The sequence below is a fragment of the Argonema antarcticum A004/B2 genome, assembly GCF_023333585.1.
GTDB lineage: Bacteria > Cyanobacteriota > Cyanobacteriia > Cyanobacteriales > Aerosakkonemataceae > Argonema > Argonema antarcticum.
The window spans coordinates 1-14,540 of sequence record NZ_JAIQZN010000002.1 but is presented as its reverse complement, the minus strand read 5'-3'; the positions used below and the strand labels follow the sequence as shown (position 1 = coordinate 14,540).

13 protein-coding genes are annotated in these 14,540 nt (G+C 45.1%); 4 read left to right on the top strand and 9 right to left on the bottom strand.

Features of this window, described 5'->3' with window-relative positions:
* Window positions 1-31: 31 nt before the first annotated feature.
* From LAY57_RS01230 to menA, 3 genes are all read right to left on the bottom strand, one after another.
* Window positions 32-979, bottom strand: a complete 948-nt coding sequence (locus tag LAY57_RS01230) for an o-succinylbenzoate synthase (protein ID WP_338022338.1) — start codon at window positions 977-979, stop codon at window positions 32-34.
* A gap of 46 nt (window positions 980-1,025) precedes the next feature.
* Complete coding sequence (menH, locus tag LAY57_RS01225; protein WP_249064464.1) at window positions 1,026-1,829, bottom strand: 2-succinyl-6-hydroxy-2,4-cyclohexadiene-1-carboxylate synthase; 804 nt, start codon at window positions 1,827-1,829, stop codon at window positions 1,026-1,028.
* Between the two features lie 159 nt (window positions 1,830-1,988).
* Window positions 1,989-2,891 carry a 2-carboxy-1,4-naphthoquinone phytyltransferase gene (gene menA / locus LAY57_RS01220; RefSeq protein ID WP_249064463.1) on the bottom strand — a complete coding sequence of 301 codons (903 nt, stop codon included), beginning with the start codon at window positions 2,889-2,891 and terminating at the stop codon, window positions 1,989-1,991.
* A 456-nt stretch (window positions 2,892-3,347) separates the two neighbouring features.
* Between menA and LAY57_RS01215 the strand changes: the two genes are divergently transcribed.
* On the top strand, window positions 3,348-4,781 hold the full coding sequence (locus tag LAY57_RS01215) for an isochorismate synthase (RefSeq protein WP_249064462.1): 1,434 nt from the start codon (window positions 3,348-3,350) through the stop codon (window positions 4,779-4,781).
* Window positions 4,782-4,826: 45 nt separating this feature from the next.
* Window positions 4,827-6,581 (top strand): 2-succinyl-5-enolpyruvyl-6-hydroxy-3-cyclohexene-1-carboxylic-acid synthase, encoded by a 1,755-nt coding sequence (gene menD, locus LAY57_RS01210; RefSeq protein ID WP_249064461.1) that lies wholly within the window; start codon window positions 4,827-4,829, stop codon window positions 6,579-6,581.
* Window positions 6,582-6,753: 172 nt separating this feature from the next.
* Here menD and LAY57_RS01205 read toward each other — a convergent pair whose 3' ends face one another.
* The 4 genes from LAY57_RS01205 to LAY57_RS01190 all read right to left on the bottom strand — a co-directional run bounded on the left by LAY57_RS01205 (window position 6,754) and on the right by LAY57_RS01190 (window position 10,977).
* A complete protein-coding gene (locus tag LAY57_RS01205) occupies window positions 6,754-7,170 on the bottom strand; it encodes a type II toxin-antitoxin system VapC family toxin (protein ID WP_249064460.1) in 417 nt (138 codons plus the stop codon).
* Window positions 7,167-7,394 (bottom strand): hypothetical protein, encoded by a 228-nt coding sequence (locus tag LAY57_RS01200; RefSeq protein WP_249064458.1) that lies wholly within the window; start codon window positions 7,392-7,394, stop codon window positions 7,167-7,169. The genes LAY57_RS01205 and LAY57_RS01200 overlap by 4 nt, the downstream gene beginning before the upstream one ends.
* A gap of 49 nt (window positions 7,395-7,443) precedes the next feature.
* Entirely contained in the window at window positions 7,444-8,244 is an 801-nt protein-coding gene (gene tatC, locus LAY57_RS01195; RefSeq protein WP_249064457.1) for a twin-arginine translocase subunit TatC, read from the bottom strand.
* Between the two features lie 552 nt (window positions 8,245-8,796).
* Complete coding sequence (locus LAY57_RS01190) at window positions 8,797-10,977, bottom strand: lytic transglycosylase domain-containing protein (RefSeq protein ID WP_249064455.1); 2,181 nt, start codon at window positions 10,975-10,977, stop codon at window positions 8,797-8,799.
* 511 nt (window positions 10,978-11,488) lie between these two features.
* Between LAY57_RS01190 and LAY57_RS01185 the strand changes: the two genes are divergently transcribed.
* Complete coding sequence (locus LAY57_RS01185; protein ID WP_249064453.1) at window positions 11,489-12,976, top strand: leucyl aminopeptidase; 1,488 nt, start codon at window positions 11,489-11,491, stop codon at window positions 12,974-12,976.
* 269 nt (window positions 12,977-13,245) lie between these two features.
* On the opposite strand, the gene LAY57_RS01180 is transcribed toward LAY57_RS01185, so the two are convergent.
* Complete coding sequence (locus LAY57_RS01180; protein WP_249064452.1) at window positions 13,246-13,377, bottom strand: DUF5996 family protein; 132 nt, start codon at window positions 13,375-13,377, stop codon at window positions 13,246-13,248.
* A complete protein-coding gene (locus LAY57_RS01175) occupies window positions 13,367-13,570 on the bottom strand; it encodes a DUF5996 family protein (protein ID WP_249064451.1) in 204 nt (67 codons plus the stop codon). The genes LAY57_RS01180 and LAY57_RS01175 overlap by 11 nt, the downstream gene beginning before the upstream one ends.
* Window positions 13,571-13,717: 147 nt before the next feature.
* Between LAY57_RS01175 and LAY57_RS01170 the strand changes: the two genes are divergently transcribed.
* Window positions 13,718-14,467 (top strand): pentapeptide repeat-containing protein, encoded by a 750-nt coding sequence (locus tag LAY57_RS01170; RefSeq protein WP_249064450.1) that lies wholly within the window; start codon window positions 13,718-13,720, stop codon window positions 14,465-14,467.
* Window positions 14,468-14,540 lie beyond the last annotated feature (73 nt).

Genomic DNA, 14,540 nt, shown 5'->3' with positions numbered 1-14,540 from the left:
ACTTGCAGTACAGATTAGAAACCCGGTTTCTTCAAGAAACCGGGTTTCTTTCGTCATCTTCATTAAACCAGTGGTTGACGCCAAAACCAACGGCACGATTATGGCGGGAAAGTTCAGCTGCGAGGTTGAGTGCAGCTTGTCTGCCAATGGTTGTTTCAAAAACAGATGAAAAGACGGCATCGATGTCATGCTGCTGGCAAAATTGACGCAGAAGTTTGGGGGAACCTACTATGCAAGGTTTGATGACAAAAATACTCCGCCAACCCAGTTGGTAACAGGTTTGCAGTTGCTTAATAGTAGCAACCGATTCATCTAATGCCAGGGGAGTAGAATATCGCTTACTTAAATCTAGCATGGCATCAAATCGATCGATCGGTAGGGGTTGTTCTAGAAATTCTATGTTCGCTATATCGCAAACTCCCAGCCATTTATTTGCTTCTTGCCAGTTTAACCCAGCATTAGCATCCAATCGCAGTTTTGTCTCAGTTGGTAGTGCCTCAATTAGCCGATCGAAAATGTTCATTTCCTCTTGAATTGGTGCTACTCCGATTTTCCATTTAAAAGTATAAGTGCCTTGCTGCCAAAGCACTTGCCATCGATCTAAGGCAGCTTTCCCAGCAGGTAATAAACCACTGTAGGCGATTTGGGATTTTAGATTTGGGATTTGGGATTTTAAATGGTCATCTAATGCTTCCCAAGCAGATTCAAAACCAAATTGACAGCAGGGCAAATTATCTGGAATAGAGAAAATTGTCTCGCTTTTAATGGCATTTGGCAGTTGGCGACAAAAATCTAACGCTGACTCGATAGTTTCCGAACCAAACCAGGTGAGAGGGGCAATTTCACCCCAGCCAATATGCCCGGTTTCATCGGTGAGGCGGATGATAATACCTTCGCGGATCTCCCAAACGCCGTGACTGGTTTGCAAAGGCTGTCTAAACCGACGCTGGTAGGAACGAAATTCAAATTTGTAGTGAATCATGCGATCGATCAGATGCCTGTATGTCATTAATTAAGCCTATTAACTAATTACAAAATTCTTTCAGATGTCTAACCCATAAATTCATGTCCTCAAAATGAATATTATGACCGCAATTTTTAATTATTTTCATGTTTGCTACTTGAGAAACTTTAAGCATTTTCTCATTTATAATTTTAAATTTATCGTCATATTCACCTACTAGCAAAAGCAAGGGGATTTTATTATACTCAAGCTTATATTGTAAATAAGTATGAGAACCTGTTCCCATGTGGCGGAGAGATTTAGCTAATTCTAAAGGACTATTATCTAATCGGCTCTCTAACAATTTATCAAATTTAGGATGTTTTTTTAACTTATGGAAAATTGGTTGATTATACCAGTTTAATAAAAAAGCCTTAAAATCCCCTGTTTCCAGTTCTTTAGCTAATTGTGAATCCCTTTGGATGCGGGATATTTTTTCTCCAGCAGTCTTTAAACCTGGAGAGGTAGATTCCAAAACTACTTTAGCAAAGCGATCGGGAAAATGAAGAGTAAGATATAACGCCAATCTACCTCCCATAGAATAGCCAACTAAGAAGCATTTTTCTGTTATATTTAACCGATCTAGTAAAGCGATCGCAGCTTGGGCTGTGTTTAGCATTGTATAGCGATCCTCGCCACCGAACACTTTTGTTTTTCCATGTCCGGGAAGATCGATAGCCAGACAATAAAATTGGTCAGCCAGTAATGCTATTGCATTATTAAAGTCATTGCTGCTGCCCATAAACCCATGCAAAAAGAGAAGAGGTTGGTTGTCTCTACTACCTGTCAAAGAATAGTTAAATTGATAATCATCAAATTTTAGCATCTACATTTACTTTAGTAATAAAACAATTTGATATAGATTTATTAGACTTCTTACCAAAGTTATCGAAACCCCACCCCCTAACCCCCCTCCCCGCAACGGAGAGGGAGAAATTTTTTTCTGATTCCTTTTCTGTTAAGGGGGAGGGTTAGGGTGGGGTTTTTAGACACTAAGTATGAACCCTAATCCTAATAGCAATCCGCTGCAAAAATGCAGGGCTACGGCGATGAATTTACAATTGCTGACTTTTTCCGGTTGGTCGTGATATTGGCGAACGTGCTGGAATAATTTGAGGGCAAAGGGTAAACTAGCAAAGGTTAGCAACGTCCAAAGTGGGAAAATGTGCAATACGACAAATAGCAGAGTGAGGGCGTAAATGCTGCTGCCAAACCAAAATAACACTTGGGAACCCTTAGCGGTGCCGAGTCGGACGATGGGCGATCGCTTTCCTGCCGCTAAATCATCCTCAACTTGATGAAAATGCGAGCAAAATAAAATTATACTGGTGGCGATTCCTACGATAATAGAGGCTGCAAGGTTCATCGTTGACCAGGTTTGGGTTTGGCTGTAGTAAGCCGCCGAGCCGCCCAATGGCCCAAAGGTAATCAAGCAAATAATTTCTCCCAAACCCTGGTAGCCTAAGCGAAAGGGTGGCCCCTGGTAAGTGTAGCCCATAGCACAGCAGAGGAGTACCAGCCCGATGACTGTGAGGTCTTGCTGAAGCCATGCTAGAGCCAATACCCCCAGAATACCTAGAGCTAAAAACAGATTCGCCAGCCAGAAAATTAAAGGTTTATTTCCTGTTAAATTAACAAGCGAATGCGCTTTGTTTTTATCAATTCCCGTTTCCGAGTCAAACACATCGTTGCTGAGATTCAGCCATGCAATAATCAAAATGGCTGAGATTAGAAATGTAGAAAATATTACTCCATTAATGGTTTTTGTTTCAGCGAAAGCCACCGCAGTTCCCACCCAAATTGGAATAATGGCAACACTGTACATAGGTGGTTTAAGTGCTGCTAGCCACAACTTACTGTTTGAAGGAGCAATAGATTGTGTAGTCATCAGAGAGTATCAATTTAATTTTGGGAATTTAATAATTTTATGATGCTCTGGTAGCGATGGTAAACTCAATCTGGACGACGCGACGCCAAATCTTTGCCCTGGAGGTTACCACGCAGGCATGACAAACTCGACTTGACCCGTTGCCAGAACCTTTGCCGGTTCATTTGGGGCGGTTTTTGGCCTCCCATCTGTCTCCCATCCACGCCAGCACAAGGGGGCTGTTTGGGGGTCGGGGAGTCTAGCTTGATACAAGGCAACGCCAGAAGTGGTTAGATGGAGTGGGTGTGTCTTAACTTCAGACATATAGCAAAGTGCTGAGTGCTGAGTGCTGAGTGCTGAGTGTAAACACAGTCGCTTTCTTGCTTTGAGCGCTCAATACTATCCTAACCTATGTGACTATGGCTATACCATGCTCATAATTGAAAATTTGGCAAGCAAAAGTTAAAAAAATTTGCTATGTTCGCTTCCATGCCAGTGACATATCGTGCTAATCTGTTTCAGGATCGCAAGGAACTGCATCAGTTTCTTTTGGCTTGTAAACAAACGTTAATCGAAGAAGGACAGAAAAAAGTTGTCAGTATTTCTATAGAAAGTAAACCCCTCGATCCGCTAGCTGTACTGGATAAGATTGCCGAACCAGAACAGCTGCATTTTTACGTGGAAAAAACCAACCAAGGGGAAGCGATCGCAGCGATCGATACAGCAGCTAAATTCAAATTGGAAGGAGTGCAGCGCTTTGACCAAGCACAAAAATTTATTGATTCATGCCTTGCTAACACAATTGCGACTGGCGCATTAGACTTACCATTTTCTGGGCCTCACTTTTTCTGTACCTTCACATTTTTTGATGAAAATTTGAATGAAGACTCTCCTTTTCCGGCAGCAACGGTTTTCTTACCTAGCTGGCAGGTGTCATGTAAAAAAGATTGCTGTGTTATAGTAGTTAATATTGCGATCGATTGGCATATAAATATATCAGATGTAGTTGATAATATTTTGCATAAACTAGATAAAATTAGATCTTCAGCAAATCCGAATTTTAAATATAATGTTATCGAGCGCCAACATAAATTTAAACCCCAAGATGTTACCGATAAAAAAGATTTTCAAGCTTCAGTATTATCTGCTCTGGAAACAATTCGCTCGAATCAAATTAGCAAGATTGTCCTAGCTCACGCAATTGAAGTGAATTCGCCACAACCTTTTCATCGAGTTGATTCGTTGAAGAATTTGCGAAGAATGTATCCTGATTGCTACGTTTTTTCCACCAGTAATGGCAAAGGTCAAAATTTTATTGGTGCCAGCCCAGAGCGCTTAATTCGGATTCGCGATCGCGAGTTAGAAACCGATGCTTTGGCAGGGTCAGCACCGCGAGGCAAAACACCAGCCCAAGATGCCTATTTTGCCGAACGGTTACTGAGGAGCGAAAAGGAGCGGCGGGAGCATCGGGTTGTAATTGATTTCATTGTCCAGCGCTTAGCCAGCCTCGATTTGACACCCCAGCGACTGCCTGAGCCCAGTCTTTTACAACTGTCAAATATTCAGCATTTATGGACACCAATTCGCGGTAAGATTCCTGTTGGCGTGCATCCATTAGAGATTTTGGCAGAACTCCATCCCACCCCGGCTGTTGCAGGCGATCCCAGAGATGTTGCGCTGAGGCAAATTCGCCGCTATGAAGCCTTCGATCGCTCTGTTTATGCTGCCCCGTTGGGTTGGATAGACCATCGGGGTAACAGCGAGTTTGTCGTGGGCATCCGATCGGCATTGATAGATAGCGATCGCGCTAGACTATACGCCGGTGCTGGTATCGTTGCTGGGTCCGATCCAGACAAAGAGTTCGCAGAAATTCAACTGAAACTTCAAGCCCTGCTAAAAGCATTAGTTTGATAGTCATTAGTCATTAGTGACACAATTCCCAATTCTCAATTCCCAATGCCCATTGACTTTCGTAACACTAATTCTGTTTGGGCTTCCATTCTGACGGAAACCTTAAAACGACTCGGATTAACCACAGCAGTAATCTGTCCTGGTTCGCGTTCTACTTCTCTTGCAGTTGCTTTTGCCCAACAAGATGGAGTAGAAGCAATACCAGTTTTGGATGAGCGATCGGCTGCTTTTTTTGCGTTGGGAATTGCCAAAAAATCAGGGTTGCCCGTAGCGCTGGTTTGTACTTCTGGAACCGCTGGGGCTAACTTTTATCCAGCTGTAATTGAAGCCAGAGAAAGTCGAGTACCGCTTTTAGTTTTTACAGCCGATCGGCCCCCAGAATTACGAGATTGTCATTCTGGACAGACGATCGATCAGGTGAAATTATATGGCAATTATCCCAACTGGCAAACAGAATTAGCCGTGCCATCTTTGGAAATGGGAATGTTGAATTATCTGCGGCAGACGGTAATTCATGCCTGGGAACGCTCCCTCTTTCCCGTTCCTGGCCCAGTTCATCTTAACATCCCCTTTCGCGACCCCCTCGCCCCCATACCCGACGCTGCGACCGAGAAGTTGCGATCGCAATTCCAACCAGAAGACTTCTTTGCTTTCCTATCCAAAACCGAGAAAACCTCCCTCTTTTCCTTCCCCCCCTCTCCGCTGGCGGAGAGGGGGCTGGGGGGTGAGGTTTCCGATCGCGGAATTATCATTGCGGGAACTGCAAATCCGCAATTTCCCAAAGAATATTGTAGAGCGATATCGCAACTTGCCCAAACATTAAAATGGCCTGTATTAGCTGAGGGATTATCCCCATTAAGAAACCATGCAGAATTAAATCCTTACTTAATTTCTACCTACGATCTCATCTTACGAAACCAGCAACTAGCACAACAGCTTACACCCGAAATCGTCATTCAGATCGGAGACTTACCCACCAGCAAAGAACTGCGAAACTGGTTAGAACTCACCCAACCGAGCCGATGGGTAATTGACCCCAGCTATCACAATTTAGATTCACTACATGGCCAAACAACCCACCTGCGACTATCAGTAGAACAACTAGCACAAATATGTCAATTTGAACCAAACATTATCAGTAAATATCTTCAAATATGGTGTAATGCCGAAGTAACAGTTAGACAACGCATCGACGAAACAATGAGGACGACAGACACGATATTTGAAGGCAAAGCAGCTTGGTTACTCTCGCAGACTTTACCAACAGAAACGCCTATCTTTATTGGTAACAGTATGCCAGTGCGAGATGTAGAATTTTTCTGGACACCAAACAACTCTGGAATTCAACCTTTTTTCAACCGTGGTGCTAATGGCATTGATGGCACTTTATCAACCGCTTTAGGCATTGCCCATCGCAACCAAAGCAGCGTAATGTTGACGGGAGATTTAGCATTATTGCACGACACCAACGGCTTTTTATTGAGAAACAAATTTAGAGGACATCTGACAATTGTTTTAATTAATAACAATGGTGGCGGGATCTTTGAAATGTTGCCCATTGCCAAGTTTGAACCGCCCTTTGAGGAATTTTTTGCGACACCGCAGGATATTGATTTTTCTCATATCTGTGTTACTTACGGTGTGGAATATGAATTAATTACTTCTTGGGAACAATTTAAGCAACGATTGAATCCACTGCCTGAAAAAGGAATTCGGGTATTAGAATTGAGGACAAATCGGAAAGCAGATGCTAGGTGGCGGCTGGATAATTTAGGTAAATTTTCAGATGGGATCGAGTAGCTTTATTTGTGAAAACAGATAATATACAGCGGTTTCCGCTGTAATGAGGTACACTAAATATTCTGTAGCGGTTTGTAATAAATTGGTTTACTAATTGCTACTGTACCTCATAAGAGCGGGAACCGCTGTATATATTGTTTGACTCGACGAGTCTCTTTTGAGAAGGAAAGCCTTAACTAACAAACCAATTTTCAATCCTTAAACTATCAAAATCACGAAAATCAGATATATTATTAGTCACTAAAACTAAATTATTACAGTAAGCAATACTCGCAATCTGTCCATCTGCAAACGCAGGAGTTTTACCAATCTTAGATAACCTAGCCCTTTCCTGTGCGTGCCATTGGGCTGCCTTTAAATCATAATCAAGAATCGGTAAATTTAAAACTGATTCATGGATATAGTTCCAAAAAGTTTCTCGTCTTCTAGATTCTGGCAAACGCCAACAACCATATAAAAGCTCATGGACAACAACACTAGCAACAGAAATTTCTGATTTATGAACATTCAGCTTTTCCAGAACTCTAGCATTAGGAATAGGTCGCGTCGGCTCTGACAGTGTGTTTGTATCTAATAGGTATAGACTCATAGATTAACTTCCCGTCCTACACTCCGATCTCTTAAATCAGAGAAATCATCGTCATTAAAAATGATGCCTTCATCTTCAATGGTTTTTCTGAATTTTTGTAGCCCCTCCCAAAAAGCAGTCCCTCTAGCGTCTTCATGTTTTTTACGGAGAAACTCAAATAATTGTTCCCGATCTTCTACAGGCAAAACCTCGATATGATTCATAATTTCTTGTAAAGTCATCATACAACCTCCTATAGCTCTTCTTAGTGTGCTAAGTTAACTTAAATGTTTCTTATTTCCCCAACAGCATTACCAAACCCGTGCCACCGAAGTACAAAGCAACCACCGCTCCTCCCAAAAGAGTTTGTGTCAAAGGGTCAGTAGAAGGCGTGAGAACTGCTCCCAAAATTGCCGCACCCAGTAAAACGAAGCGCCAACCAGAAAGCATTTGTTTGGAAGATACAATTCCTAAAAAACCCAGGAGAACTTGAATTATGGGAATTTGAAATGCTAATCCGGTACTGAATAAAAGCAATAAAACAAATTCAAAATATCGATCGATCGACCACAACTGCTCTACAACACCTTCCCCATAACTAATGAAGAAATTGAGGGCGGCTGGAATCAAAGCTAAATAGGCAAAAACCAGTCCAGTCACAAATAGAAAACTAGATCCGAAAACCACTGGCCCCAACAAACGGCGTTCCCGGCGAGTTAATCCGGGTAAAACAAACATCATAATCTGGTAGAGAATAAATGGACTGGCTACCACCAAACCACTATATCCGGCGACTTTAATAGAAACAAAAAAGAACTCCCCAGGAGCCAGCTGGAGAAACTTGACTCCCTTGGCTGGGACTTCGAGCAATTGCACGATCGGCTTGACAAAAAAGAAGCAACCTGCTATGCCAAATGCCCCCGCAATCAAGGAGTAAAAAATTCGCCACCGCAACTCCTCTAAGTGGTCGAACAGGGACATCTCGACTTCACCAGGCAGGTCATCGAGAAATTCGTCTTCTGTATTGCCGTTCCTGTTTCCGGCATCTGCTAAGGATGGCTCGGTAGTGTTTTCTAGTTCCGAGGGAGGCGTCATGGGTCAACTTCAGTCCAATTTGTTAACTATTGTATCGGCCTTTGGGAGCCAATTATTTCCGCCCGTACCGGCTTAATATTTCATATCATGTCCGGTGGCATCGGTTGTCTAAAAAAAATAACTCTCTTATCTGTGTTCATCTGTGTTCATCTGTCTACCCTACGGGAAGGCGAAGCGCCTACATCTGTGGTAAAAATTTAACTCTCGATTCCCACAGACAATTTCTCGCATCACGCTTACGCTACCGATGCAACCGGACATGATAAGCTAACACGCATCTAATTCGGATATTTCTAATCCGGCAATCAAACCTTCAATTCCTCTCCCACTCCCCCACTCCCCCACTCTCCCACTCCCGCTAAACATACAAATTAAATGCGTAGCAGCTTATCAGACATTTCTGTGTAGGTTGTGCCCGTGCGCGAGCGAAACCCAACGCATTTGCCCTAGTTTCGGGCCTCAACCCAACCTACAAAGCTCGTCTGGGGCTAAAAGAAAGCGGGTTTCTGGGCTGACAAATATTGGGATCTGGGATGTCTGCTGGTAGCCCAATTATTTCCGCCCGTACCGGCTTAATATTTCAGACATTTGGGGATTGTACAGCCGCAGGTAGTTCCAGTAGTTTTCAAAGACGTGCTTGATATAGCCTTGGGTTTCTGCAAAGGGAACGGCTTCAACGAATTCGTCGGGATCGCTTAAGCCAAAGTCTCTAATCCATTTCGACACATTTCCAGGCCCAGCATTGTAGCTGGCGACAGCAAACATAGAGTTATTGCTGTATGTCTCGTGGGTGTGATCCAGATACCAAGTGCCAAATTTGATGTTGTCGTTGGGATTATCCAGAGCATAACTTTTGATGTTGATTGCTTGAGCTATCCAGGCACCTGTACCGGGCATCACCTGCATCAAACCCATAGCACCGGCGACGGAACGGATAGCCGGTTCAAAGCGGGATTCTTGCCGCATCAGGGCAGTTACTAGCAAGGGATTAAGCTTGCGTTCTTGCGACCAATTTTCGATGTATTCCAGAAATGGAAATGGATAAAGGGCGTGCCAATAAGCCGATTCTTGCTTGAGAGCGGATATTTGCGATCGCTCTTCTGGTGTATCCCGCCACCAACCTAGACTCTCCACCTTAGTAATTCCCTTGATATTTTGCCCTACGCCCAGGCGCAGAACGCCATCGGTGAATTGTTGGGCTACCGTTGGCTGTATGCGATCGCGAAATTCCGCTTGCCAAAGCGTCCAAGCATCGTCGTTTTGACCGAGTTGATATAATTCCTTAACAGCTTCAGAACCAGCTGGCAAAAGCGATCGCTCAAAGGGACGCACCACTTGCGGTGTCATGTCGCGCACGGTGTTGAAAGTTCCCACATCCAAACCGAGTATCCCAGCCGATCGCCACGCATAGTACGATTCTTGATAGTTGCTCAGCACATACTCAAAAGAAGCTTTGCCATCCTTTTGATGCCCCAGCCGAGTAGCCCATTTCCCAACCCAAAAGGCAGCTTTGGGAGCCAACTCGCTATCGGGATTGTTTTTGGTAATCGGCTGAGCCCATTGCCAAGCTCCCAGAAAATCGCCTGCGTTGGCTCTACCTTTAGCTAGACTCCACCGATATTCTGCTACGGCTTCGGAATCTGCATATTTACTCAGGGCTAATTGACGCGCTTGGGAGGCTGACTTGGTACTGTTGGTGGCGTCGAGGATTTTGGCTTTGGCTAAAAGTGCCTCGCCTGCTTTTTCTGGAAATTTGTTAATTGCCATTTCCAGATAAGGTAGCGCCTGTTGTGACGGAACTAATTGAGCCAAGCGTACCAACGCCAAACCAGTGTCCTTGGCGTTGGGAAACTCGCGCAGCAATTGCTGATAAGCTGCGATCGCTTCTGGTCTTTTCCCTCTCAATTGCCGTCCCCTACCGGCGCGGTAGAGATTTAGGGGCGTGCGGGTCGCTTTGGCATAAGTTTCTCCCGCTTTGTCGTAATCAAATCTATCCCAATAAATGTAAGCAATTGCTTCCCAGTCTTCCGGTTTTAGTTGTGCTGCATACTTTTGTTGCAGGGCTTCTAACACCGTGTTAATTTGCTTGCTGTCGGTGTCGTGATTTAGTAATAGCAGCAGCAAAGACAGTTGATTGGGATTTTGCTTCAGACTCCTCCAGGCAATTTCAATAGTGCGGGGATGGCTGGGGAAAGAAGCGATCGCTTGATCGTAAAGTTTAGGATCGTTCCGTCCCAAGGCAAATAGCGCTTCAGCCGCCACGGAATTTTCCCCATAGCGTTCCAGCAATTCTTGCCAAGCTGCATTAGCTTTAGCTTTATCGCCGCTAACTTCGTAAGCTTGGGCGCGTTTGAGGGCGACTTGTGGCGCTAAGACTTGATAATCTTGTTCTAATCCTTCTAACCAAGTCAGCGCTTTTTTGCCCTGTTTTTGTTGAATTAGGTCATCAGCCAGCAGAAAACGGGCGCGATTGCGATCGAGGGATTTTGCGCCAGAGGCGATCGCTTCCAGCTGGCTGGCCCGCTGAGAAGCTGAAAGTGCCACCAGCGGCAGTACAGTGGACTTCGGCTGCCCTTTTGACTGGGAACCTATCTGCCCCCCCAACTGACCCGCTTCTGACCAACCCTGCCCCAGGGTGTTCGATCTCATTACTAACAGAGTAGTTCCAATCAACAGAGCCGATAGCCCCGCACCAACAGCCAGAGGAATTGGGTTTCTCAGTCGCTTTAGCATTACTTTTCACCGCCCAACGATTACAGCAGCTTGTTCTGATTTCGCAGACACATTGCTAGTTGCGCCTCCGAAAATACGACATCTTTAAGTTTGCCTTTTCCTTGCTCGTCGTCACAACTTTTAATCCGCAAATTTGAGTTTAAAATAATCTATCTAAGTGCATATCAGATAGACTCGATGTATCTGCCCCTGGAAGGATGTTAATAAATTACGCGGCTTGCTGAAAAGTTGTAACCACTGCCATTAAAAAAACACAAGATGGGAATTAGTTTACCTCATCTTGACTAAGAATTTTGGATGATAAGATTTTAGATTTTGGATTGTGCGGTGATATGTAGTTGGTTGGCAGAAAGAATCCTCCTTGTTCTCCTTTGGATTTTGGATTGACTAGGTGCGCCCCTTCTTCCCCTTTTTCCCCTAGCCCCTAACCCCTGACCCCATCTTACTTATCCCCGATCCTCATCAATTGATCGATACTAATTACAGGTACTCACAATTGGTAAAACCTGGAATGGACTTTCGCGCAACGGATACCCCACGCTTAGATTGGTCGGGGGATGGACTGGCAATTGGTTTTTTTGAAGATGCGGTGGAGTTAACTGGCGATCTGGCTCAGTTGGATGATAAGTTCGGCGGTATTTTGCAGGAATTGATTGCAGAAACCGAATTTAAGGGAAAAGAAGGCAGCAGTGTTTCTACTCGCGTTGGCAATAGCGGTAGCCCAGTCCGTAAAATTATACTGGTGGGACTGGGCAAGGCAGAAGCACTGAAGTTAAATAGTTTGCGGCGATCGGCAGCTGCGGCGGCGCGATCGGCTAAAAAGGAAAAATGCAAGACGCTGGGACTCAGTTTGCCAGTATGGAATAATGACTCAGGGTTGACGGTTGGGGCGATCGTCGAAGGGATAGAACTCGCGCTGCACCAAGATAACCGCTTTAAGTCAGAATCGGAAGATAAAGGGCTGCAACTGGAACAAGTCGATTTACTGGGACTGAGCGGTCAAGAAGAGGCAATTAACCGCGCCAAACAAATCTGTGCCGGTGTGATCCTAGCGCGGGAACTCGTCGCCGCACCAGCCAACGAGGTAACTCCGGTAACTATGGCAGAAACTGCGCTCAAGCTAGCTGAAGAATTTGGTTTGGTAGCAGAAATCTTGGAACAAGAAGACTGCGAAAAGCTAGGTATGGGAGCATTTCTGGGCGTAGCGAAAGCTTCTGAGTTACCGCCTAAGTTTATCCACCTGACTTATAAACCGGAAGGAACACCCAGACGCAAATTGGCGATCGTTGGTAAAGGTCTTACTTTTGACTCTGGCGGTCTTAACATCAAAGGTGTCGGTAGCGGGATCGAAATGATGAAAATAGACATGGGCGGTGCTGCTGCAACTCTGGGTGCAGCAAAAGCGATCGCGCAGTTAAAGCCAGATGTCGAAGTTCACTTTATCACCGCTACTACAGAAAATATGATTAGCGGTCGCGCCATGCGCCCAGGCGATATTCTTAAAGCTTCTAACGGCAAAACGATCGAAGTCAACAACACCGATGCGGAAGGACGCCTGACTTTGGCAGATGCCTTAGTGTTTGCCGAAAAGCTGGGTGTTGACGCCATCATCGATTTAGCCACTTTAACTGGTGCCTGCGTGATTGCTTTAGGCGATGATATTGCTGGGTTGTGGAGTCCGAACGATGCTGTTGCTAACGAGATAGTTCAAGCTGCCGAAGTTGCTGGCGAAAAGCTCTGGCGGATGCCTTTGGAAGAAAAATACTTTGACGGTCTAAAATCGCCGATCGCGGATATGAAGAATACTGGGCCGCGTCCCGGCGGTTCGATTACCGCCGCCTTGTTCCTCAAGCAATTTATTAAAGAAACGCCTTGGGCGCACTTGGACGTTGCTGGGCCAGTTTGGGCCGACAAGGAAAACGGCTACAACAATGTTGGTGCAACGGGTTACGGAGTCCGCACTCTCGTCAATTGGGTGCTGAGCGAAGAGAAGGGCTAGAAATTAGGGACTAAGGGAAAGAGAAAAAACTTTTCCCTTTCCCTTAGTCGTCAATAATATAGCAACCGCCAAGGCGGTTAGGGCAACTCCAACTCTTACTTCTTATCCAAATCCCTTACGCAGTAACCTTTTCCCTCTTCCCTCTTCCCTAGCCCCTAGCCCCTAGCCCCTAGCCCCTAGCTATACTTCATCCGATTCATCTGCGTTAATCTGCTTACATCTGCGGTTAAAAAACAAAGATTTCTATTTTTACAAGAAGTCTCTCAGCCTTAGACTAAAGTTCTTTCCAACGCGGCTTTGTCCCAATGGCCTAAATTGGCAGCAGCATCGTATGTGCTTTGCAGGAAGACAAGCGGCATTGCATCTGGATCTTCAGCTTGTCGCACTGCTTCATAAGGCAAGATGAACTGCTTGTACCAGAATCTGCCAAAGTCGCTGTGCGTATTCGCGATCGTAAGCAGCGTGTTTTCTATCCTGCTCAAATGGAATTGGTTCTGCAACTTCCTGTGGCATTGTCCAAATCCTCACTTCAATTCCCAACGCATTTAGCCCACTCATCACATCCTGGTAAAAATCTGCCACAGAACGAGGCACAAGTGGGATTGTTTCGGCAGTACCGTCGCTGGTCTCAATTTTTAACTGGTTTTAACTCTCAAACAACCAAAACTTGCTTAAACAAACCAACCTTGAGTTAAAGTCATCTTTGGCAACCCTGCATCGCATAAAGGAAACCCAAGATAGATGGCAAACGCAGAACATCTCGCTCTACTTAAAGAAGGAGCAGTTAAATGGATTAAGTGGAGAACTCTAAACGAAAATATACAACCTGACTTGAGCGAAGCCAACCTGCAAAGTGCTAACCTCAGAGGTGCCAACCTCATAGAAGTTAATCTGAGTAAAGCCGATCTCCGCAAGGCTTTACTCATTACCGCGAACCTTAGCCTTGCGAACCTCAGCCTTGCGAACCTCAGCCTTGCGAACCTCAGCCTTGCAATCCTCATCCAAGCTAACCTCAGCGGGACTAACCTCGTCAAAGCTGACCTCACAGAAGCCGATTTGAGTGCTGCCAACTTTATTGGGGCAGATCTCAGAGAAGCTAACCTGGAAAGGGTAGATCTGGCTGATGCTAACCTAGTTGGCACTAACCTTACCGGCGCTAACCTCAAAGCGGCTAATCTTAGCAATACCAACCTCAGCAACGCTAACCTGCACGAGGCTGAACTAATAGGAGCTTACCTTTACAAAGCTGAGCTTTACAAGGCTAACTTGCGGGAAACTCGCCTCAATGGAGTTTACCTTTTCAAGGCTAACCTGAGCGGTGCTGACTTAGAAGGAGCTAACTTGAGATGGGCTAACCTCTCAGGTGCTAACCTCAGAGGCGCGAACCTCAGAGGCGCGAACCTCAGAGGCGCGAACCTCAGAGGCGCGAACCTCAAAGAAGTTATCCTCCAGAAGACAATAATGCCTGACGGCACAATTCACGATTATTGACACTCCTCGGCGTGAACGCACGAGGATTCTTGGCTCTACGAACGACTTTAAAACCCACTATCCTTGCGGCAAT

What these genes read in the sequence shown, in the direction of transcription:
- menH (WP_249064464.1), bottom strand. Translation starts at nt 1,829, where the DNA reads ATGCTAAAATTTGATGATTATCAATTTAACTATTCTTTGACAGGTAGT.
- menA (WP_249064463.1), bottom strand. Translation starts at nt 2,891, where the DNA reads ATGACTACACAATCTATTGCTCCTTCAAACAGTAAGTTGTGGCTAGCA.
- LAY57_RS01215 (WP_249064462.1), top strand. Translation starts at nt 3,348, where the DNA reads ATGTTCGCTTCCATGCCAGTGACATATCGTGCTAATCTGTTTCAGGAT.
- menD (WP_249064461.1), top strand. Translation starts at nt 4,827, where the DNA reads ATGCCCATTGACTTTCGTAACACTAATTCTGTTTGGGCTTCCATTCTG.
- LAY57_RS01205 (WP_249064460.1), bottom strand. Translation starts at nt 7,170, where the DNA reads ATGAGTCTATACCTATTAGATACAAACACACTGTCAGAGCCGACGCGA.
- LAY57_RS01200 (WP_249064458.1), bottom strand. Translation starts at nt 7,394, where the DNA reads ATGATGACTTTACAAGAAATTATGAATCATATCGAGGTTTTGCCTGTA.
- tatC (WP_249064457.1), bottom strand. Translation starts at nt 8,244, where the DNA reads ATGACGCCTCCCTCGGAACTAGAAAACACTACCGAGCCATCCTTAGCA.
- LAY57_RS01190 (WP_249064455.1), bottom strand. Translation starts at nt 10,977, where the DNA reads ATGCTAAAGCGACTGAGAAACCCAATTCCTCTGGCTGTTGGTGCGGGG.
- LAY57_RS01185 (WP_249064453.1), top strand. Translation starts at nt 11,489, where the DNA reads ATGGACTTTCGCGCAACGGATACCCCACGCTTAGATTGGTCGGGGGAT.
- LAY57_RS01170 (WP_249064450.1), top strand. Translation starts at nt 13,718, where the DNA reads ATGGCAAACGCAGAACATCTCGCTCTACTTAAAGAAGGAGCAGTTAAA.